This is a genomic window from Streptomyces sp. NPDC091376 (assembly GCF_044757085.1).
Lineage (GTDB): Bacteria > Actinomycetota > Actinomycetes > Streptomycetales > Streptomycetaceae > Streptomyces > Streptomyces pratisoli.
The window spans coordinates 248147-268703 of sequence record NZ_JBIVUF010000010.1; the positions used below are offsets into that span (position 1 = coordinate 248147).

The 20557-nt window shown below is 70.7% G+C and carries 18 protein-coding genes and 1 other RNA gene; 2 read left to right on the forward strand and 17 right to left on the reverse strand.

Features of this window, described 5'->3' with window-relative positions:
- Positions 1–127: 127 nt before the first annotated feature.
- The 10 genes from ACIQMR_RS22890 to ACIQMR_RS22935 all read right to left on the reverse strand — a co-directional run bounded on the left by ACIQMR_RS22890 (position 128) and on the right by ACIQMR_RS22935 (position 12774).
- Positions 128–2413: a HelD family protein gene (locus tag ACIQMR_RS22890; RefSeq protein ID WP_401390167.1), complete on the reverse strand. Its 2286-nt coding sequence runs from the start codon at positions 2411–2413 to the stop codon at positions 128–130.
- An 87-nt stretch (positions 2414–2500) separates the two neighbouring features.
- Positions 2501–3394: an anti-sigma factor family protein gene (locus ACIQMR_RS22895; protein ID WP_401390170.1), complete on the reverse strand. Its 894-nt coding sequence runs from the start codon at positions 3392–3394 to the stop codon at positions 2501–2503.
- The gene (locus ACIQMR_RS22900) at positions 3391–3978 is read right to left on the reverse strand and encodes a sigma-70 family RNA polymerase sigma factor (protein ID WP_266373741.1); all 588 of its coding nucleotides are present in this window, start codon (positions 3976–3978) and stop codon (positions 3391–3393) included. Before ACIQMR_RS22900 ends, ACIQMR_RS22895 begins: the two co-directional genes overlap by 4 nt.
- 172 nt (positions 3979–4150) lie before the next feature.
- Entirely contained in the window at positions 4151–4729 is a 579-nt protein-coding gene (locus ACIQMR_RS22905; RefSeq protein WP_401390173.1) for a CGNR zinc finger domain-containing protein, read from the reverse strand.
- 85 nt (positions 4730–4814) lie between these two features.
- On the reverse strand, positions 4815–5969 hold the full coding sequence (locus ACIQMR_RS22910; protein ID WP_401390176.1) for a uroporphyrinogen-III synthase: 1155 nt from the start codon (positions 5967–5969) through the stop codon (positions 4815–4817).
- Between the two features lie 75 nt (positions 5970–6044).
- The gene (locus ACIQMR_RS22915) at positions 6045–7397 is read right to left on the reverse strand and encodes a nitrate/nitrite transporter (RefSeq protein WP_401390179.1); all 1353 of its coding nucleotides are present in this window, start codon (positions 7395–7397) and stop codon (positions 6045–6047) included.
- 107 nt (positions 7398–7504) lie between these two features.
- Complete coding sequence (locus ACIQMR_RS22920) at positions 7505–8728, reverse strand: acyltransferase (RefSeq protein WP_401390182.1); 1224 nt, start codon at positions 8726–8728, stop codon at positions 7505–7507.
- Positions 8725–10920 (reverse strand): bifunctional polysaccharide deacetylase/glycosyltransferase family 2 protein, encoded by a 2196-nt coding sequence (locus ACIQMR_RS22925; protein ID WP_401390185.1) that lies wholly within the window; start codon positions 10918–10920, stop codon positions 8725–8727. Before ACIQMR_RS22925 ends, ACIQMR_RS22920 begins: the two co-directional genes overlap by 4 nt.
- Positions 10921–11508 carry a hypothetical protein gene (locus tag ACIQMR_RS22930; protein WP_401390188.1) on the reverse strand — a complete coding sequence of 196 codons (588 nt, stop codon included), beginning with the start codon at positions 11506–11508 and terminating at the stop codon, positions 10921–10923. It abuts the gene before it with no gap.
- Between the two features lie 297 nt (positions 11509–11805).
- Positions 11806–12774, reverse strand: a complete 969-nt coding sequence (locus ACIQMR_RS22935; RefSeq protein WP_401390190.1) for a LysR family transcriptional regulator — start codon at positions 12772–12774, stop codon at positions 11806–11808.
- 108 nt (positions 12775–12882) lie between these two features.
- Here ACIQMR_RS22935 and ACIQMR_RS22940 point away from each other — a divergent pair, with 108 nt between their 5' ends.
- Entirely contained in the window at positions 12883–14130 is a 1248-nt protein-coding gene (locus ACIQMR_RS22940) for an MFS transporter (RefSeq protein WP_401390328.1), read from the forward strand.
- Between the two features lie 62 nt (positions 14131–14192).
- On the opposite strand, the gene ssrA is transcribed toward ACIQMR_RS22940, so the two are convergent.
- From ssrA to ftsE, 5 genes are all read right to left on the reverse strand, one after another.
- Positions 14193–14562, reverse strand: a transfer-messenger RNA (tmRNA) gene (ssrA, locus tag ACIQMR_RS22945).
- 100 nt (positions 14563–14662) lie between these two features.
- Positions 14663–15142: an SsrA-binding protein SmpB gene (smpB, locus tag ACIQMR_RS22950; RefSeq protein ID WP_401390193.1), complete on the reverse strand. Its 480-nt coding sequence runs from the start codon at positions 15140–15142 to the stop codon at positions 14663–14665.
- An 18-nt stretch (positions 15143–15160) separates the two neighbouring features.
- The gene (locus tag ACIQMR_RS22955) at positions 15161–16330 is read right to left on the reverse strand and encodes a S41 family peptidase (RefSeq protein WP_401390195.1); all 1170 of its coding nucleotides are present in this window, start codon (positions 16328–16330) and stop codon (positions 15161–15163) included.
- Between the two features lie 68 nt (positions 16331–16398).
- Positions 16399–17316, reverse strand: coding sequence for a permease-like cell division protein FtsX (gene ftsX / locus ACIQMR_RS22960; RefSeq protein ID WP_385480273.1), 918 nt, complete (start codon positions 17314–17316; stop codon positions 16399–16401).
- Positions 17317–17400: 84 nt separating this feature from the next.
- Positions 17401–18090: a cell division ATP-binding protein FtsE gene (gene ftsE, locus ACIQMR_RS22965; protein ID WP_401390199.1), complete on the reverse strand. Its 690-nt coding sequence runs from the start codon at positions 18088–18090 to the stop codon at positions 17401–17403.
- A 262-nt stretch (positions 18091–18352) separates the two neighbouring features.
- Here ftsE and ACIQMR_RS22970 point away from each other — a divergent pair, with 262 nt between their 5' ends.
- The gene (locus tag ACIQMR_RS22970) at positions 18353–18544 is read left to right on the forward strand and encodes a hypothetical protein (RefSeq protein ID WP_401390202.1); all 192 of its coding nucleotides are present in this window, start codon (positions 18353–18355) and stop codon (positions 18542–18544) included.
- A gap of 117 nt (positions 18545–18661) precedes the next feature.
- On the opposite strand, the gene ACIQMR_RS22975 is transcribed toward ACIQMR_RS22970, so the two are convergent.
- Together ACIQMR_RS22975 and ACIQMR_RS22980 are read right to left on the reverse strand one after the other, a co-directional pair.
- Positions 18662–19537: a hypothetical protein gene (locus tag ACIQMR_RS22975; protein WP_401390205.1), complete on the reverse strand. Its 876-nt coding sequence runs from the start codon at positions 19535–19537 to the stop codon at positions 18662–18664.
- Between the two features lie 353 nt (positions 19538–19890).
- Positions 19891–20283: a hypothetical protein gene (locus ACIQMR_RS22980; RefSeq protein WP_401390208.1), complete on the reverse strand. Its 393-nt coding sequence runs from the start codon at positions 20281–20283 to the stop codon at positions 19891–19893.
- Positions 20284–20557: the final 274 nt, after the last annotated feature.

Genomic DNA, 20557 nt, shown 5'->3' on the forward strand with positions numbered 1-20557 from the left:
AGCCGGTGTCACAGACAGGCTAACAAAGACTCCCAGAAGGTGATTCCCTCTACGCCGAGTTGACCCCCGAACGGCTCCGCGACGCCCGCGGCGCGGACGCCGCGGGCCGCGCCGCCGGCGCCACGGCTCAGTCCCTGAGCAGGTCCGGGACCCCGTCCGCGTCCGGTTCGTCACGCTTGCCCGACACCACGGTCAGCTGCTGGGTGGCACGGGTCAGCGCCACGTACAGCACCCTCAGCCCGGCCGGGGACTCGTCGGCGATCTCCGCGGGCGAGACGACCACGGTCGCGTCGTACTCCAGTCCCTTGGCCTCCAGCGAACCGAGAGCCACCGCCCGGTCACCGAGGCCGGCGAGCCAGCGCGCGGCCTCCTCGCGCCGGTTCATCGCGACCACGACGCCCACGGTGCCGTCGACCTCGTCCAGGAGCCGCTCGGCCTCCTGCCGTACGGTCCGCTCCAGATCGTCGCGGGCGACGGTGAAGCGGGGCGTGAGGCCGGTCGAGCGAACGGCGCGCGGGGCCTCCATCCCGGGCATCGCGAGGGCCAGCACCCGCGCGGCGAGCTCGGCGATCTCGGAGGGGTTGCGGTAGTTGACGGTGAGGTCGAAGCGGCGGCGCGGCCGGGTGCCGAGGGCCTCGTCGCGGGCCTCGGCCGCCTCGTCCGGGTCCGACCAGGAGGACTGCGCCGGGTCGCCCACGACCGTCCAGGTGGCGTGCCGGCCGCGGCGGCCGACCAGGCGCCACTGCATGGGCGTGAGGTCCTGGGCCTCGTCGACGATGACATGGGCGTACTCGGTGCGCTCCGCCGCCAGCCGCTCGGCCCGCTCGCGCTGGGTCTCCTCGCGCTGCGGCATCAGCTCCTCCAGCCCGGTGAGCTGGTCCAGCGGATCGAGTTCGCGCTTCCTCCTGGGGCGGGCCGGGACGCCGAGCAGGGACTGCAGCTCGTCCAGGATCGCCACGTCGTGCACGGAGTACCCGTCGCGTCTCAGACTGCGGGCGAGTCTGCGCACCTCGCCGGGGTTGAGGATGCGTCGCGCCCAGCGGCCGAGCCGCCGCTCGTCGGCCATCGCGGCGAGCACACCGCGCGGCGTCAGCTCGGGCCACCAGGCGTCCAGGAACGTCAGGAACGCGTCCTCGGAGGTGATGTCCTCGTCGAAGGACGCCCGCAGTTCGGCGGCGAGCTCCGGATCGGTGTGCCGCGTCCCGGCGCCGGACCGCGCGTACAGCGCGTCCAGCAGCAGCCGGCGGGCGCGCGGCCGCAGCAGATTCACCGGCGCGGTGCCGCCGAGCACGTTGTGGCGGATGCGCCGCAGCTCCTCGGCCTCCAGCTCCAGGCGCCGCCCGAAGGCCACGACGCGCAGGCGGTCGGGGGCGCTGCCCAGTTCGAGCGCTCCCCGCGCCGCCTTGCGCAGCACCTTCAGCATCCGTGAGGAGCCCTTGACGCGGGCGACCGCCGGATCGTCGTACGTCGTCGCCTCCACGCCGTCCACCAGGGAGCCGACCGCGCGGATCGCGACCTGGCCCTCCTCGCCCAGCGAGGGCAGCACGCCCTCGGTGTACGCCACGAGCAGCGGGGTCGGCGAGACGACGAGGATGCCGCCCGCGTAGCGCCGCCGGTCCTGGTAGAGGAGATAGGCGGCGCGGTGCAGCGCGACCGCCGTCTTGCCCGTGCCGGGGCCGCCGGCGACCTCGGTGACGGAGGCGGCGGGGGCGCGGATGACCAGGTCCTGCTCGGCCTGGATGGAGGCCACGATGTCCCGCATGGTGTGGCTGCGGGCCTGGCCGAGCGCGGCCATCAGCGCACCGTCGCCGATGACGGGCAGCTCGGCGCCGCCGAGACGCGCGGTCAGTTCGGGGCGCATCAGGTCGTCCTCGACGCCGAGGACCTTGCGGCCCTTGGAGCGGATGACCCGTCGGCGTACGACACGGCCCGGGTCGACCGGCGTGGAGCGGTAGAAGGGCGCGGCGGCCGGGGCCCGCCAGTCGATGACCAGCGGCGCGTAGTCGGAGTCGAGGACTCCGATACGGCCGATGTGCAGCGTCTCGGCGATGTCGGCGTACTGTCCGGACCCCTCGGTCCGCACGGCGTCCTCGGCCGGCTCGACCGAGGTGTAGGCGCCGTCGGGCCCCTTCTTGCCGTGCTTGCCGCGCAGCAGGTCGATGCGGCCGAAGAGGAAGTCCTCGAACTCGCTGTTGAGCCGATTGAGGTGGATCCCGGCCCGGAACACCTGGGCGTCGCGCTCGGCGAGCGCGCCGGGTGTGCCGACCTGGCCGCGTTTGGCGGCGTCGTTCATCAGGAACTCCGCCTCGTGGATCTTCTCCTCGAGCCTGCGGTACACCTGGTCCAGATGTTCCTGTTCGACACCGATCTCGCGGTCCCGGACCGTGTCGACAGCGGCTTCCTGCGCGGCCACCGAGGCCCCCTTCTGACGTGCACTGGGCAGCCGTCAACCGTACGCGAAGGGGGCCGGTCTGTCAGGCGGCGGGACCGGCGTCGTGGCTCAGGCCTCGGCGCCGACCTCCACCAGACGCTTTCCGTCGAAGGTACGGACCTCGAAGTGATCGATCTCGTTGCGGTCCATGGCGGCTCCGCCGTGGACGTACAGCGGGTTCTTCGCCATCTTGTGCGTGCTGTCCTCGATGCCGTATCCCCACTTCGGGACCGACCAGGACGTCACGACCTCTTCCTCACCGGTCTTGGAGACGGCGATGAGGCTGCACTTCAGCGGTCCCTTGACGTTCTTGAGCTCCAGGACCGTGTGGGTGCCCCAGGCCTTCTTCTCCATACCGACCGTGGCGCTGACCTTGGTGATCGCGTCCGTGGCCTGGACCTTCTCCTCCATGTGGTTGAAGAAGGCGTCCTCGGCGGGGCTGGTGGGATGAGGTGCCGCGACATTGCCCGCCGTGGCGTCGTCCTGGGTGACGACCACCGCGACGGCCGGGCCGCCGATGATCAGGACGGCCGATGCCGCGATCATGTACATGCTGCGGCGGCGCTTCCGGGACCGTTTGACCGCGACCTCGTCGACGAGCCGGTTCAGCAACTGCGGGCTCGGCGCCGTCGGGATCGAGCCGAGCGAACCGGCCTGTCCCGCCGAAGCCGCCGGGGCGGCCGTCCGGGGCGGGGGCTCCATGATCCTGCTGTCGAACGGCAGGACATTGGGCTGCGGGGGCACGGCCGGGCGGGCCGGGGCCTCCGCGAGCATCGCCAGCATCGGCTCCATGCCCGAGAACTCCTCGAGGTGGGCGGCACAGATGTCGCAGCCCGCGAGATGCGCCTCGAAGGCGGAGGCTTCCGCGTCGTCCAGAATGCCGAGGACGTACGCCCCGACGGTTTCATGGACCGAGCCCTCTTCGGACTGTCCGAACTGTCCGAACTGGTCCTGCCTGTTCATGCCGTGACCCCCCTCTCCTCCAGAGCGAGCTTCATGGAACGCAGTGCGTAGAAAACACGGGACCGGACGGTCCCACTGGGTATGCCGAGTGTCTCGGCCGCCTCATTGACCGTACGCCCCTTGAAATACGTCTCGACGAGTACTTCCCTGTGCGCAGGGGTCAAATCATCGAGCGCATCGGATAGCGTCATCAGCCACAACGCCTTGTCGATCTCGTCCTCCGCGGGCATGACCTCCAGCGGCGACGGATCGACCTCCTGCGGCCGGGCCTGCCGGCTGCGGTGACCGTCGATGACGATGCGCCTAGCGACCGTCACCAGCCAGGGTCGGACAGAGCCGGTGGCCCGATTGAGCTGACCGGCGTTCTTCCAGGCACGGATGAGCGTCTCCTGAACCACGTCCTCGGCTCGCTGGCGGTCGCCGGCGACGAGGCGCAGTACGTAGGCAAGGAGGGGGCCGGCGTGCTCCTGATACAGCGCGCGCATCAGTTCCTCGTCCGGGACGGAGGTGCTGGTGCGCGACGAGTCGGCGCGATGCCGGGCCCTGCCTGAACGGTCATCGGCCACGGCGGCATCCTTGCGCACCTGAACCTCCCGGTCGAGACCTTGTCTGATGTGTGGCTGCTTGTCTGTCCTCCATCACTACGGAAGAGCCCGCCGATCCACTCAACGCGGGCGGAAAAACTTTTCAAGATCTTTTACGGGGTCGTCCCCGGGCATGCCTCAGGGCCGGAGCCGCACCCCGGTCGAGCCGCCGTCAGACCCGGGCGACGGCGGTCCTGCGGCGGTGCCTGGCGACCCGCTCGCGGTTCCCGCAGACCTCGCTCGCGCACCAACGGCGGCGCCGCCCACGGGAGGTGTCGAGGTAGACGCGGCGGCAGTTGTCGCCCTCGCAGCGGCGCAGCCGGGCGCGGGCGCCGGGGTCGGTGAGCAGTTCCACGGCGTCCCGGGCGACGGCGGCGAGCAGCGCGGCGCATTCGGGGCGGGCGAGCGGGGCGCGGACGAGGACGCCCTCGTCGTCGCGTACGGCGGTGACGGCGGGCGGGGCGGAGTCGGCGGCGAACGCGTTCAGCCGCGCGAGAGCGGGGTCCGCCGCGCCGGGCCCGGCCGGTCCGTGGTCGATCTCCGCGTCGACCAGGCCCGCCACACAGTCGCGGAGTTCGAGGAACGGCGCGACCCAGTGCCCGGTCACCGGGCCCAACGGCGTCCCGGGTGGCAGCAACCCGGCCGCCACCAGCCAACGCCCGAGCCCCTCCGGCCCGTCCGGCGTCACCGCCACGAGATCCAGGCAGACGCGCCCGGAATCGAACCGCCACTCGTACGAGCCGTTGCCCATGACTTCAGGGTGCCCGCGCGAAGGCCCCGCGGGAACCCCTCCTGCGGGGACGGGGCGCGGGTCGTCCCAAAACGTGCGCCGTCGCTCACGCGTCCGCGTACTTCGTGTCCACCGCCGGGTCCAGTGCCAGGCGGTAGCCGCGCTTCACGACCGTCTGGATGAGGTTCGGGGCGCCGAGGGCCGTACGGAGGCGGGCCATCGCCGTTTCGACCGCGTGCTCGTCACGGCCCGCGCCGGGGAGGGCGCGGAGGAGGTCGGCACGGGAGACCACCCAGCCGGGGCGGCGGGCAAGGGTGTTCAGGAGCGACATTCCGGCCGGCGGGACGGGGCGGACGTCGCCGTCGACGAGGACCGCGTGGCCACGGATCTCCACCCGGCGCCCCGCGACCGGCAAGGTCCTGGCCCGCGAGGGCAGTTCGACACAGAGCAGCTGGACGAGCGGGCCGAGACGGAAGCGCTCCGGCTGGACGGTGTCGAGGCCGCGGCTCTGCAGCGGTACGGCCGTGACCGGACCCACGCAGGCCGGCAGGACGTCGTGCCCGAGCGCGTCGAGGAGTTCCGGGAGCAGCCCGCGGGTCTCGGCGCGCGAGAACAGCGATGCCGCGGCGGGCGCGCTCGTGAACGTCACCGCGTCCAGCGACCGCGCCACCGTGGCGTCGAGCAGCCGGTCCAGCGGACCGAGGTCCTCCGGCGCCATCCACCGGTACACGGGTACGACGACGACCTCCGCGCCCCCGGCCCGCAGGGCCTCCACGAAGCCGGGCAGCGGCTCGCCGTGCAGCTGCAGCGCCACCCGCCGGCCCGCGACGCCCTCACCGAGGAGCCGGTCGAGCACCTCGGCCATCGACTCGGACGTCGGCGACCACTCCTCGGTCAGTCCGGCGGCACGGATCGCGCCCTTCACCTTCGGCCCGCGGGCGAGGAGTTCGACGCCGCGCAGACAGGCGAGCAGTTCCTCGCCGCAGCCCCAGCCGTCCGCCGCCTCCACCCAGCCGCGAAAGCCGATCGCGGTCGTGGCGACCACCACGTCCGGCGCGTGGTCGATGAGTTCCTTCGTGGCGGCGAGCAACTCGCCGTCGTCCGCCAGCGGCACGATCCGCAGCGCGGGGGCGTGCAGCACCGTCGCGCCGCGGCGGCGCAGCAGCGCGCCCAGTTCGTCGGCGCGCCGGGCCGCCGTGACACCGACCGTGAAGCCCGAGAGCGGGGCGACCGCCGGAGCGACGTGCTGTTCGTGGTACATGCCGACCGAGCCTGGCAAGGGAGCGTGACAGGCTCGGTTCGGCTGCGTTTCCCCGTGGTTACGAGGCACTCCGGCTCACACCTCGACGTAGCTGAGCTGCGGCTTCGTCTCGGCTGTGGCGGCCGGCACACGGCCGGCCGCGGGCCGGCGAAGGTATACCGCCCAGGTGACCACGAAGCACACCCCGTAGCAGACGAGGAAGGCGACGAAGGCGCCCGTGCCCGTCCCGGCCGTCAGGAACGACTGCCGGAAGGCGAGGTTGATCGCGAGCCCGCCGAGCGCGCCCACCGCACCGATCAGCCCCATCGACGCCCCCGAGAGCCTGCGCCCGTACGTCTCCGCCGCCTCGCCCGTCATGCCCTTGGCCAGCGCCTTGGCCTGGAAGATGCCGGGGATCATCTTGTACGTGGAGCCGTTGCCGAGCCCGGTGAGGACGAACAGGGCGATGAAGCCGACGAGGAACACGGGCAGCGACTCGGCCGTGGACGCGTACACCACGACCCCCGTCGCCCCGGCCATCGCGGCGAACGTCCACAGCGTGATCCTGGCCCCGCCGAAGCGGTCCGCGAGCGATCCGCCGACCGGCCTGATGAGCGAGCCGAGCAGCGGCCCGACGAAGGTCAACGACGCGGCCTGCAACGGGGTGCGCCCGAACTGGGTCTGCAGCACGAGCCCGAAGGCGAAGCTGTAGCCGATGAACGACCCGAACGTCCCGATGTAGAGGAACGCCATGATCCAGGTGTGGGCGTCCTTCACCGCCTCCTTCGCGGCGCCGGTGTCGTTCTTCACGGGCGCCAGGTTGTCCATGAACAGCGCGGCGCACAGTGCGGCGATCGCGATCAGCGGGATGTAGAGGCCGAGCACGAGCCTCGGATGCGCGGCCCCGGCCGTCCCGATGACGAGCAGTCCGACGAGCTGCACCACGGGGACGCCGATGTTTCCGCCGCCCGCGTTGAGCCCGAGCGCCCAGCCCTTCTTCCGCAGCGGGAAGAAGGAGTTGATGTTGGTCATGGAGGAGGCGAAGTTACCGCCGCCGACCCCGGTCAGGGCCGCGACCGCCAGGAAGGTCCCGTACGACGTGCCCGGCTCCATCACCACATAGGCGGCGCCGGTCGGCACCAGCAGCATCAGGGCGCTGAAGACGGTCCAGTTCCGGCCGCCGAAGCGGGCCACCGCGAAGGTGTACGGCACCCGGATCACGGCCCCGACCAGGGTCGCGGTTCCGATCAGGAAGAACTTCCCGGCCGGGTCGACCCCGTACTCGGGCCCCATGAACAGGACCATCACGGACCACAGCGTCCAGATGGAGAAGCCGATGTGCTCGGACAGCACGGAGAAGACGAGATTCCGCCGGGCGATCCTCTCCCCCTCCTCCTTCCAGAAGGTCTCGTCCTCCGGGTCCCACCGCTCGATCCACCTGCCGGCCATGGCGCGCCTCCACTGCTGCTCCGGGTAGTGGATCCGACGCTAGGGACAGCGGGTTTCACCCCCGTGGCACGAGGTGACCGGTGCGCAACCTTGCTCTCACCCGGGGCTCAGGCGCGGTGTGAGCGCCGCTTTCCGCGCCGGGCGCCGCTCTCCTGCCCGGCACCGTTCGGCCAGAGTCGGGGGCGCCGCTTGGCGGCGACGTCCTCGGCCCAGCCGAAGAGCACGATGCACACGGCGATCAGGGCCCAGGTGAGGAGGAGTACCGGCACCCAGCTGTCGAGCAGCCACTCGGCGTGCTCCTCCAGGAAGCCGACGTCCCACAACCGGTCCCACATGGTGCTCGCCACGAGGATGCACACGTTGCTCCACAGATAGACCGTGACGGCCCGCGAGTTGAGCAGGGTGACCGTGCTGTCCCAGCCGCGCAGTCTCGGCGGCCACTCGGACCACGAGGGGCTGATGTGCAGGAGCAGCAGCACCGATCCGAAGGACCAGAGGGCCTGTGCCGGCGGGATGCTGTCGAGGTCGAAGTCCGTACGGAAGCCCGAGCGCAGCGCCCACCACAGGCCGACGGCCATGATCACGGGCGCGACGGACGGGACGACGTAGCGCGGCAGTCTGCGCAGCAGCCCCTCGTGATGGGCCATGCCGAGGATCCAGCACGCGCCGAAGGTGCTGAAGTCGGTGAGCGCGGAGTCGATCCGTTCGGGCAGCGAGACGTACCCGGCGGTGAGGACGGCGGACAGCGCGAGCGGTGCGAGCAGCGTCGGCCAGGGCACCTTCCGCAGGGCCCACAGCAGCAGCGGCGACAGCATGACGTACCAGAGGTACGCCCTGATGTACCAGAGCGGGCCCGCGAGGTCCTCGGCCCAGGACCCGCCGAGGAGGCCGGGGACGCCCGCGAGCTCCCCGGCGAACGGCGGGTCGCTGACCGGCACGATCCAGAACAGCAGATGGGTCCACCACCAGCCCGGGTGCCCCTCGGAGTCGGGTCCCCATCCCTGGAGCACCATGCCGGTCACACCGACCGCGCCCAGCACCCACAGCGGTGGCAGCAGCCGTCTCATACGGCCACGGATCACCTGGACCGCCGGCCGCTTCAGGGAGCGCGCCATCAGGCTGCCGGCGAGCGCGAACATCACGCCCATGGACGGGAAGACGAGCGGCAGCCAGGCCCAGCCGACGAGGTGGTAGAGGACGACCCGGAAGAGCGCGAGCGCGCGCAGCAGGTCGAAGTACCGGTCGCGGCCCTGCACGGCGGCCCCGGGCGCGGCGTCGTCGGCCGGCCTGCGGTGTCGCGCCTGTTCGAACGTGGTCGTCGCGGCGGTCATGCGACCGGCCACCGTTCTTCACTGGCCTTCCGCGGGCTCGGTATCGAGCCGGGCGCCTCCACCGCTCCCGTACGGCGCAGCTTCTGCCAGCGGAGCCGGCCGCCGGTGAGGGCGGTGATCCACGACTGCAGCAGCACGACGTACATCAGCTGCCGGTACAGCAGTTGCTGGAGGGGCAGCGAGATCAGATGCACCATGCGTTCCTTGTCGAGCCGGAACGCGTACGCGGCGCACACGGCCTGGATGGCGAGCACGGCGAGCCAGGCGACGATGGTCTTCTGGGTCGGCCCGAAGACCAGCCCGTACAGCAGGAAGACGTCGATCAGCGGGGCGAGCAGCGGGAACAGCACCATGAAGAGCGAGACCAGCGGCAGGCCGACCCGGCCGAAGCGGCCGGAGGGGCCGCTCTCGATCAGGGCGCGGCGGTGCTTCCAGATCGCCTGCATCGTGCCGTACGACCAGCGGTAGCGCTGGGACCACAGCTGCTGGACGGACTCCGGGGCCTCGGTCCAGGCGCGGGCCCGCTCCGCGTAGACGACGCGCCAGCCGTCGCGGTGCATCGCCATGGTGATGTCGGTGTCCTCGGCGAGGGTGTCCTCGCTCATGCCGCCGACCCGTTCGAGGGCCTGGCGGCGGAAGGCGCCGACCGCGCCCGGGATGGTCGGCATGCAGCGCAGCACGTCGTACATCCGGCGGTCCAGGTTGAAGCCCATCACGTACTCGATGTGCTGCCAGGCGCCGATGAGCGTGTCCCGGTTGCCGACCTTGGCGTTGCCCGCGACCGCGCCGACCCGTGGGTCGCCGAAGGGCTGCACCAGTTCGCGGACGGTGGACGGCTCGAAGACGGTGTCGCCGTCCATCATCACGATGAGGTCGTGACGGGCGTTGCGGATACCGTTGTTGAGGGCTTCCGGTTTGCCCGAGTTGACCTGCCGGACGACCCGGACGTTGGGCAGCCACATGTCGTCGACGAGGTCGGCGGTGCCGTCCGTGGAGCCGTCGTCGATGACGATGACCTCGATCGGGTGGTCGCTCTCCATCAGGGAGCGCACCGTGTTCTCGATGCACTCCTTCTCGTTGTACGCGGGAACCAGCACGGTCACGGGCTCCGTGACGGCCGGGCCCCAGCGGAAGCGCCGGCGGCGCACCTTGCGGGCGTGCCCGAAGGAGAGCACCAGCATGAGGCCGAAGCGGGCGAGGACGAGCCCGCCGATCAGGGCGAGGCCGACGGTCAGCACCGAGGTCGTCTCCTCCGAGACGGCGACGGCCGCGACCCACGCCTTGCCCTTCCACAGCTCCGGACCGGTGACGCGCGTGTGCGCGGTGGGCGCCCCGAGGGCCTCGGTGAGGTGGGTGAACCGGTAGCCGCGCTGCTTCATGTCGGGCAGGAAGCGGTCGAGGGCGGCCACGGTCTGGGAGCGGTCGCCGCCGGAGTCGTGCATCAGCACGATGGAGCCCTTGGTGCCCTGGGGCGTGGCGCGCTTGATGATCGCGTCGACGCCGGGGCGCTTCCAGTCCTCGCTGTCCGTGTCGTTGAAGGCGGTGATGTAGCCGCGGCTGCCGATGTACTCGGTGACCGGCCAGGACTTGTCGTCCAGGGCGTCCGAGAACGAGGAGTACGGCGGCCGGAAGAGCGAGGTGCGGATGCCGGCGGCGCCGGCGAGCGCGAGCTGGTTCTGGGAGAGCTCCCAGTCGATACGGCTCTGCGTCTGGAGCGCCAGATCCGGGTGGTTGAAGGTGTGCAGCCCGACCTCGTGGCCCTCGGCGACCATCCGCTCCACCAGTTCGGGGTGGCGGGAGGCCATCGTGCCGGTCACGAAGAAGACGGCGTGCGCGTCGTACTCCTTCAGTTTGTCGAGGACCTTCGGCGTCCAGACCGGATCGGGTCCGTCGTCGAAGGTCAGCACCAGGTTCTTGTCCGGTATCCGGAGCGCCTTGGGCGCGCCGGGGACGCGGGCGTCGATGACCGGGCCGCCGCCCAGGATCTGCTCGGGCACCTGGCCGCTGGAGGCCGGGGGACGTACGCGATGGTCGGCGAGGATCTCGCTGTGCACGTACCCGCGCAGCATGAGCATCGCGAGCAGCGCGACGAGGAAGAGCGAGGGCAGCAGATAGCGCATGGGCAGTCTGCGCCGCACGGCGGACCTCTTGCCGGCTGCCTGCCGGGCGGTCCGTCTGCCGGAGGAGGCCATCTAGAGTGCGCCTTCCGCTGCGAGCTGCCGGCTTCCCTGCTCCATCGCCTGGCCCACCGGCTGGCCGGAGGGCTCCGTCGATGCCGAGGTGCTGGGCGATGGATCGGGATCGTCCGGCGTCGGCTCCTCGCCGCCGGAACCTCCGCCGCCCGAGCCGCCCGCAGGCAGGGACGGGCTGGGCTTCGGGTCGGGCGACGTGCCGACGGAGCCGCCGGCGCCGCCGGTGGTGACCTGCGCACTGGTGCCCGGATCGGCCGAGGGACTGGGCTGCTGCCCGCCGCCGGCCGGGTCGCCGGCCGTGCCGCTGGGCTGCTGCGGCAGGGCGGCCGGGGTGTCGCTGGGAGACGGGCCGCCGGCGGCGTCCGCGGGAGCGGCCGGGTCGGACGGCGCGTCGGTGGGACCGGGGGTCACCCCGGCGGAGTCGTCCTTGTCGTCCGAGACGCCGGGGATGAGCAGCGACGGCGCATCCGAGTTGCCGCCGATGAGGGCGACGACGAGGGTCACGGCGTAGCCGGCACAGATCAGTGCCAGGACCCAGCCGACGCGCCGGAACTTCTTGCTCCGACGCCCGCTCTCGTCCACGAACACCGGCCCGTCGGAGCCCTCTTGAGGGGGCGGCTCGGTAGCCCTGAGTTCCGACAGCTGACGGCCGAGACCGTCGAGCTGAACGGTGACTTCATTGGGCTCATGGGTATGCCCTATACGGGAGTTTTCTCGCCAATTTTCCACTGCTGTACGCACTTCCCCCACTGAACGGAGAGGCGGGAGCGCAGGCGAGACCGGACGCTTGCCGTCGGACCGGGCCCCCTAAACCCGGACCGAGCGCCCCCAACCACGTTGCACCCGGACCATGAATGTAGCGCACACCGTCGACGGGCGGCCGGGCTATCGGCAGTTGCTCCCCATGAGTGACCGGTCGGTTTCGGGCAGCCAGCTACCTGCGGGGATTTTCAGCCAATCTTCAGCTGTGGCGAGTTGCGCCGCCGCCGTGCGCAGGGCGTCCAGACCGGGATGCGTGAAGCCCCGGCGCCACACCAGCGAGATGGGCGACAGGGGTACGGGGTCGACCAGCGGGCGTACGACCATGCCCGGCACCGTCAGGAACTCCGTGCTCGCCAGCACCGACCATCCCTGTTTGCGCACCACACGGACGAACTCCTCCTGCCCGGCGATCTCCGGGAAGGGGTCGGCCATGACGATGCCGCGGCCCGTGAAGAGCCGGGCGGCCAGGTCCGTCCACTCGGCGGTGGCCGCGTTGCCCGCGCCCGCGTAGAGGGTCTCGCCCGCCAGGGCGTCCAGGGGTACCTCCGTCAGCGATGCGAGCGGATGGTCGTCCCGCAGCAGTACGGCCATGCGTTCGTACCGCACAGGCTGATGAGCCAGATCGGCGCGGAGCGACGGATCGAGCCCGGCCACTCTGCCGGAGGAGACATCGAGCCGCCCTGTGATCATCTCCGCGGCCGCGCCGGTGAGACCGCTGAGGTAGCGGGCGACGAACTCCAGGCCGGGGGCGGCCTGCCGGACGTGGTTCAGCACCCGGTAGGCCGTCCCCACCGGCGCGCCGACATCGAAGAGCAGCGGCCGGTCCGTCTCCGCGAAGGCCGCGGCGAGCGCGTCCTGGGCGTCGAGGACCCGGCGCGCGTGCGGCAACAGCCGTTCGCCGTCGGCCGTGAGCGTCACCTGCCGGGTGGTCCGTACGAACAGCTCGGTGCCCAACTCCCGCTCCAGCCGCCGGATGTCACGGCTGAGCGCCTGCTGGGCCACGTACAGCCGGGCGGCGGCGCGGGTGAAGTGCAGTTCGGCGGCGACGGCGGCGAAGGCGCGGAGCAGCCGGGGTTCGAGGTCCTGGGGCACGCACGAGAATTTACAACACAGGTGCGTCAATGCGCCCCGAACAGGTGTTGGACCGCTGCCGGTGCTCGCGGCGAGCCTTGGTCCATGCCGCATTCGACCTCACCACGGATGACCACGTCGGGCGGGACTCTGGTCCTGGCCCCCGCACACCAGGAGCCCGGATCCACCCGCCCGCCGGGCCCGTACGCCCGCCTCTTCCGCATCCCCGGCGCCCGCGCCTTCACCGCGGGGAACCTCATCGCCCGTCTTCCCATGGGCATGTTCAGCGTGAGCGCCGTGATCATGATCGCCGGGGAGCGCGGCTCGTACGCCCTCGCCGGGGCCGTCACCGCGACCGGGCTCGCCGCCACCGCCGTCGTCGCCCCCTGGACCGCGCGGCTCGTCGACCGGTACGGCCAGGCCCGGGTCGCCGTCCCCGCGACCGTGCTCGCCGTGCTCGGCTCGCTCGCGCTGCTGCTGTGCGTCCGGCGCGGGGCGCCGGACTGGACGCTGTTCGCCGCCTACGCCGCGACCGCCACCACACCCAACACGGGCGGGATGTCCCGGGCCCGCTGGGCCCATCTGCTGAAGGACGACCCCGCGGCCCGGCACACCGCGAACTCCTTCGAGCAGGCCGCCGACGAACTGTGCTTCATGCTGGGCCCGGTGCTCGCCGCCCTGCTCTGCGCGGCGCTCTTCCCGGAGGCCGGCACCCTGGCCGGTGCGGCGCTGCTGCTGACCGGGGTGCTGCTGTTCGCGGCCCAGCGCTCCACCGAGCCGCCGGTCTCCTCGCGCGCGTCCCGCGGAAGCTCCCCGCTGCGCACCCCCGGAATGGCCGCGATGCTCGCCGTCTTCCTGGCCACCGGCGCGGTCTTCGGCTCGATGGAGGTCGTCACCATCGCCTACGCGGACGGCCCGGAGGCCGGGGTCGTACTGGCCCTGCAGGCCGCCGGATCCTGCCTGGCGGGCCTCGCCTACGGCAGAGCCCACCGCACCGCCCGGCTGCGCACCTGTCTGGCCGCGATGACGGTCCTGATGACCCTGCCGCTCCTGGCGGCGAACACCACGGGCTCCCTGCTCGCCGTCGCGGGCACTCTGCTGGTCGCGGGCATGGCGACGGCCCCGACGATGGTGACGGGCATGACCACGATCCAGCGCCTCACCCCCGAGGGCCGGCTGAACGAGGGCATGACCCTGGCCGTCACCGCGCTGCTCGGCGGCATCGCGGCGGGCTCGGCGACGGGCGGCTGGACGGTCGAGCACGCGGGCCCGGCCCTCGGCTACACGATCCCGGCCGCCGCGGCGGGCCTGGCGCTGCTGCTGTCGCTGGTACCGGCGCGGATGGGGGCAGGCATGACGAAGGCCCGGCTGTCGTGACAGCCGGGCCCTTCGCCCACATGGGGTTTCGGTGATCCCGGGGACATGCCCCGGGGTCTCCGTGGTGGAGATGGCGGGAATCGAACCCGCGTCCAACGGTGCGGAATCAGGGCTTCTCCGTGTGCAGTCCGCTGCGATTTTCTCGGCCCCGGAGATCACGCGGACAAGTCTCCGACGGGCTCAGTCACTGTTTGATTTCCCTCCAGGCCCCGTGACCGGGTCTAGAGGTTTAGTTCCCTAGCTGATGCCAGGATCCGGGTCGGGAACAGCCCCGGGCTGACACTTCGCAAGTCGCTACTTAGGCAGCGAGGGCGAAGGAATCGCGCTTGGTATTGGCGATTATTGGTTGCGACATATGGTTTACGAGATCATTGCCGCTTCCTCGACACGCTTCCCCTGCTTCGACAGCCGCTGTCGAAACCGATCATCCCCATGTTGACTTATCAAACGTGCCCCCTCTGGGAGGGCATGTGCCATCGTACGTGACCGAGGCACGCGCGTGCCAGCCTATTAACCCGGGAGCAGGGGCAGGTCAGGCGCGCTGGCGGCGACGGGCCGCCGACATCGCGCGGTCCGTCTCACGGCGGTCCTGCTTCTCCCGCAGGGTCTGTCGCTTGTCGTACTCCTTCTTGCCCCTGGCGAGCGCGATCTCCACCTTGGCCCGGCCGTCCTTGAAGTACAGCGCCAGAGGCACGATCGTGTGACCCGTCTCCTGGGACTTGGACTCCAGCTTGTCGATCTCCTCCCGGTGCATGAGGAGCTTCCGCTTGCGCCGGGCGCTGTGGTTGGTCCAGGTGCCCTGGCTGTACTCCGGTACGTGCACGTTGTGCAGCCACGCCTCGTGGTCGTCGATCTGGACGAACCCGTCCGCGAGCGACGCCCGCCCCTGGCGCAGCGACTTCACCTCGGTGCCCATCAGCACGAGACCGCACTCGTAGGTGTCGAGGATGTGGTAGTCGTGCCGCGCCTTCTTGTTCTGCGCGATCAGCTTGCGCCCTTTTTCCTTAGCCATAGTGCGGTCATTTTCGCACTACGACCCGGTGCCGAGGCCACTCAATACTGTCTGGGCCCGCTCCTCGGCCCGCCCGCTCACCGCGAGGTCCGGTGTGATGCCCCGGCCGTCGACGTCATGGCCCGACGGGGTGCGGTAGTGACCGACGGTGAGCTCCGCCACGGAGCCGTCGGGCAGCCGCTCCGGCATCTGCACCGAGCCCTTGCCGAAGGTGCGCGCACCCACCGTGATCGCGCGGCCGCGATCCTTGAGGGCGCCTGTGACCAGCTCGGCCGCGCTCATCGTGCCGCCGTCGACCAGGGCCACGACGGGCCGCTCGGTGTCCCCGCCCGGCCGTGCGTAGAGGGCCTTCTGCTCCCCGCGCACGTCGTACGTGGCGACGAGTCCGCCGTCCAGGAAGGCGGAGGCGGTGGTGACGGCCTCGGAGACCAGGCCGCCGCTGTTGCCCCGCAGGTCGAGCAGGACCCCGGCGCCCGCCGGCGCGGCCTGCACCGCCTGCCTCACCCGCTCTCCGGTGCCCTTGGTGAAGGCCGCGATCTTGATCATCACGGCCGGGCCGGCGAGGTCACGTACGGTGACGGCTTCGGTGGCGAGCCGGGCCCTGCGCAGGGTCTCGTTCCAGGCGCGGTCGCCGCGCTGCAGCCCCAGTACGACGGACGAGCCGGTCGTGGCGCCCTTGCCGTCGCCGCGCAGGAGCGCGACGACCTCGCTGACCGGGCGGCCGTCTATGGCTGCGCCGTCGATGGTGCGCAGCTGGTCGCCGGGCCGGATGCCGGCCCTGTCGGCGGGCCCGCCGCGCTGCACCCGGGACACCTCGGCCCGGCCGTCGGCGCCGCGCTTCGCCCACAGCCCGACGCCCGTGTAGGAGCCGTCGAGGGCGCGCTCGAACTCCTCGTACTCACCCGCGTCGTACACGGCGCCCCAGCGGTCCCCGCTGCGGCTCACGACCTCCTCGGCCGCCTTGGCACCGGACTTGCCGTCGGCCATGGCCTCGGCGGCGGCCCGGGCGACCTCGTCGCGGTCGACGGTCGCGGCCGCCGCGCGCACCCGGGGCGCGGCCGGCTCGTCCTCTCCACGGGGCAGCAGCCCGGTGGCGGAGGCGGTGGCGAGGACGCCCGCGAACACCAAGGTGAGGGCCGCCCCGTGGCGGAGTCCACGGGACATCATGGGTGGTTCGGGGCCCAACATGGCGCCCACTCTAGGACAAGCGAAGGGCGCCGTAGGGCTGTTGACCCGTACGGCGCCCGGGGCGCTCGTCACACCTTCAGGTACTTGCGCAATGCGATGAAAGCGGCCAAGGAGGGCATCAGCAGCCCGATCACCAGGACCAGCGGAAGTACCGCTATCACGGCGTCCCAGCCGATGAAGTTGACCAACGGCATCTTCTCGGCCAGCGCGAGACCGCCGTCGACGAGGAAGTACCGGCCGACCAGCAGCAGCACACAGGCGACCGCGCCACCCAGCAGGCCGGCGAAGGCCGCCTCCATGATGAACGGCATCTGGATGTAGAAGCTGGACGCTCCGACGAGCCGCATGATGCCCGTCTCACGCCGACGGCTGAACGCCGAGACGCGCACCGTGTTGACGATCAGCATCAACGCGATGACCAGCATGAGTCCCATGATGAAGAGGGCGGCGATGTTCATGCCCCGCATCATGTTGAACAGGTTCTCCAGGATGCCGCGCTGGTCCTGGACGGACTGCACACCGTCACGGCCGGCGAAGGCGGTCGCCACGACCTGGTACTTCTCCGGGTCCTTCAGCTTGACCCGGAACGACTCCTGCATCTGGTCCGGCGTGATCACCGTCGCGATCGCGGTGTCGCTGTACTGCTCGCGGTAGTGCTTGTAGGCCTCGTCGGCCGACTCGTGATGGACCTTCTCGACGATGTCCATCTTGCCGAGATCGGCCTCGATCTCTTCCTTCTGCTGCGCGGTGACAGCGCCCTTGGAGCACTTGTCGTCCGTCTCCGCGTCGTTCTTGTTGCAGAGGTAGATGGAGACGTTGACCTTGTCGTACCAGAAGTCCTTCATCGTGCTGACCTGTTCACGCATGAGCAGGGCGCCACCGAAGAGGGCGAGCGACAGGGCCACGGAGACGATGACCGCGAAGGTCATCGTCAGATTGCGGCGGAGACCGACTCCGATCTCCGACAGTACGAACTGGGCGCGCATGGCGAGTGTTTCAGCCTTTCCTGTGCCTGCCTGTAGCTGCTACCTGTGGGCGCTGGGTCGGCTCCGCTCGGTCGAGCGGGCCGATCAGTGCTGGTAGCCGTAGACGCCGCGCGCCTGGTCGCGCACGAGCCGGCCCTGTTCGAGCTCGATGACGCGCTTGCGCATCTGGTCGACGATGTTCTGGTCGTGGGTCGCCATCACCACCGTGGTGCCGGTCCTGTTGATCCGGTCCAGCAGCTTCATGATGCCGACGGAGGTCTGCGGGTCGAGGTTTCCGGTCGGCTCGTCCGCGATCAGCAGCATCGGGCGGTTGACGAACGCACGGGCGATCGCCACACGCTGCTGCTCACCACCGGACAGCTCACCGGGCATCCGGTCCTCCTTGCCGCCGAGACCGACTAGGTCGAGGACCTGGGGAACCGCCTTGCGGATCTCGCCGCGCGGCTTGCCGATGACCTCCTGCGCGAAGGCCACGTTCTCGGCGACGGTCTTGTTGGGCAGCAGACGGAAGTCCTGGAAGACGGTTCCGAGCTGCCGGCGCATGTGCGGCACCTTCCAGTTGGACAGGCGCGCGAGGTCCTTGCCCAGGACGTGGACCATGCCGTGGCTGGCGCGCTCCTCGCGCAGGAGCAGCCGCAGGAAGGTCGACTTGCCGGAACCGGACGAGCCCACGAGGAAGACGAACTCCCCCTTCTCGATCTCCAGGGAGACGTCACGCAGGGCTGGACGGTTCTGCTTGGGATAGCTCTTGGAGACGTTGTCGAATCGGATCACGGGTGCACCACGGTCGGCCGGGAGTATGTGTGCGTGACCTTACGCGAATGGGCATGGCGCGTGCAGTCGCCGCCCGGAGTTGCGCGATTTGTCCGATTGGCGGTCGGCTCGTAAGCCTCACGGAACGGGTGTAATCCGACGGGGCGCGCCGAAACGCGCGAGAGCTGGCACAGTGGTATCGGGAACGGATGCGTTTCCTGGAGCGTTGCGCGGAGAGAACGGACTGTGCCGGCGACTCCGCCGCGCGGGAGGAGGAGAGCGCATGACCTATGACCGACTGGTGTGCGCCAACTGCGCGGCCCCGGTCGCCGAGGGCCGCTGTCCCGTCTGCCGGGCGAATCGCGAGCGCCTGCAGCAGGAGGGCCCCTTCGCGGGCCTGAACCCGGCGATGCTGGTGGCACTACTGGTGGTCCTCGTGGCGGCGCTGGCGCTGCTGGCGCACCAGACCGCCTAGGTCCGAGCGATCCGGCCCGGCTTCCCGCACGACCCCCGCACCACCCACGAACGGAGCACAAGGGCCCGAGCTGCCGTGAGGCAGCCCGGGCCCTTGTCACATGCTGTTACGCGCTGATCACACCGCGGCGCGGCCGCCGCCGACGAGGCGCGGCAGCATCCTGAAGCCGATGCCACCGGCGATCATCGTCGCGGCACCGAGCAGCAGGAACGTGGTCTCGGCGGCGCCGGTCTCAGCCAGCTCCTCCTTGGCCTGACCCTGCTCGACCGGCTTGGAGCCGGCGGCGTCGGTGTCCGTGTTGTCGGCGCACTCGGCACCGTCGACGTCGACGGTGCAACCACCGGCGTCGCCGCCGGTCGAACCACCGGTCGAACCGCCGGTCGCAGCGGCGCCACCGGTGGTGGAACCACCGGTGGTGGCCGGGTCACCGGACGTGGAACCCGTGGTGGCCGGGTCACCAGTGGTGGAACCGGTCGTCGCCGGGTCACCGGACGTGGAACCCGTGGTGGCCGGGTCACCAGTGGTGGAACCGGTCGTCGCCGGGTCACCGGTCGTCGAACCCGTGGTGGCCGGGTCACCGGTCGTCGAACCGGTCGTCGCCGGGTCACCGGTCGTCGAACCCGTGGTGGCCGGGTCACCAGTGGTGGAACCGGTCGTCGCCGGGTCACCGGTCGTCGAACCCGTGGTGGCCGGGTCACCGGTCGTGGAACCGGTCGTCGCCGGGTCACCGGTCGTCGAACCCGTGGTGGCCGGGTCACCGGTCGTCGAACCGGTCGTCTGACCGAGCGTGTCACCGCCCCCGTCTTCACCCTCACGAATACCGAGGCCGACATCGACCCCGTTCTCGTCGACCTCCGCGCTGGCACTGATGCCGCCAACACCAACATCAATACCGACGGCCTGGGCGGCGCCCGCGGCGGTCAGGGACGCGCCGGCGGCGATCACTGCACCGGCGGCTATCCGCGCGACGCGAACACGCGTCTTCTTGGTCATCTGCTGCTACCCCCAGTAGCTGATTCGTCTGTAGTGCAGCGTCCGGGGCTGCAGCCACCGAGGGTCGCGCTTCCGCTTGCCCCGTTGCTCACACGCGCCCCATAGATACGCATGCCGCGCGCCACCCTTCCCACTTTCCACGGACACGTCAAGGTCGTTGCGCGTGCGATGCCCGAAATAAGGGCAGTTGACCGAGGTACGGGCATGCAACTGTGACGTAAACCCGGAACTGGCGCCCCACCAGCGGCAGTTCCCATGTCGACAAAGCGAGCTGGCACCCCGGATTCCGCTTGCGTCAGCGAATCGACAAGAGCTGTCGTCGCGCTCCGCAAAGCCTCCATGGCATCGGAGGCTTACGTGCCTCCGCACTTCCTCTGGGCATTGATCTGACCGCGAGTCATGACCCTGCCGTCCCACGTCACGTACTCATCGTCGGCCAGTTGAGCACTCCGCACCTCGGCGAGATCGATGGGACTGTCGCGGCCATCCTCGGCATGGCCATCCACGAGCACTTGGGTCTCGACGAAGAACTCGTCAGGCAGCCGGCCGGCGAGAAGCTTCTCCTCCTCCGCGAAGCTCCGGGCACTTCCTATGAAGAACAGGCCCTCTCGCACTTGGGCCGAGGCGGGGCCTCTGGCGCTCCATAGCGTCTCGAAACCGTCCCCCCGCCCCTTGCCTACTGCGGTCACAGAAACGAGCGCCCCCACGACCGATTCAGACGGGCACCTCGGGTAGGCGATCACCACTTCCCCGCCCTCCAGCCGAGCCCCAAAATCCGGTGGGTCAGGCGCCTGCAACGTGCACGCCGAAAGCCCGACTGCGATGGCCAGCGCGCACACCGCCGACGCCGCGCCGCTTCTCCTCAACGTGGACCCCCATCCGCGTCACTGCGGCCCTCTCGTGCTTCTTCTCGCACCGCGACCGTCCCGTCCCGGAAATGCATCCTTCTGCATCTCGCCCAGCGCTTCACCCCGGAAAGCCGGATCGTCAGGCACGTTGGCGACTGACAGCGCGCCAGGC

Bases quoted from the DNA above. Each gene is read 5' to 3' on its own strand.
- ACIQMR_RS22970 (WP_401390202.1), top strand. From the start codon at position 18,353: ATGACCTATGACCGACTGGTGTGCGCCAACTGCGCGGCCCCGGTCGCC.
- ACIQMR_RS22940 (WP_401390328.1), top strand. From the start codon at position 12,883: ATGACCACGTCGGGCGGGACTCTGGTCCTGGCCCCCGCACACCAGGAG.
- ACIQMR_RS22915 (WP_401390179.1), bottom strand. From the start codon at position 7,397: ATGGCCGGCAGGTGGATCGAGCGGTGGGACCCGGAGGACGAGACCTTC.
- ACIQMR_RS22975 (WP_401390205.1), bottom strand. From the start codon at position 19,537: ATGACCAAGAAGACGCGTGTTCGCGTCGCGCGGATAGCCGCCGGTGCA.
- ACIQMR_RS22920 (WP_401390182.1), bottom strand. From the start codon at position 8,728: ATGACCGCCGCGACGACCACGTTCGAACAGGCGCGACACCGCAGGCCG.
- smpB (WP_401390193.1), bottom strand. From the start codon at position 15,142: ATGGCTAAGGAAAAAGGGCGCAAGCTGATCGCGCAGAACAAGAAGGCG.
- ACIQMR_RS22905 (WP_401390173.1), bottom strand. From the start codon at position 4,729: ATGGGCAACGGCTCGTACGAGTGGCGGTTCGATTCCGGGCGCGTCTGC.
- ACIQMR_RS22925 (WP_401390185.1), bottom strand. From the start codon at position 10,920: ATGGCCTCCTCCGGCAGACGGACCGCCCGGCAGGCAGCCGGCAAGAGG.
- ACIQMR_RS22895 (WP_401390170.1), bottom strand. From the start codon at position 3,394: ATGAACAGGCAGGACCAGTTCGGACAGTTCGGACAGTCCGAAGAGGGC.
- ACIQMR_RS22910 (WP_401390176.1), bottom strand. From the start codon at position 5,969: ATGTACCACGAACAGCACGTCGCTCCGGCGGTCGCCCCGCTCTCGGGC.
- ftsX (WP_385480273.1), bottom strand. From the start codon at position 17,316: ATGCGCGCCCAGTTCGTACTGTCGGAGATCGGAGTCGGTCTCCGCCGC.
- ACIQMR_RS22955 (WP_401390195.1), bottom strand. From the start codon at position 16,330: ATGTTGGGCCCCGAACCACCCATGATGTCCCGTGGACTCCGCCACGGG.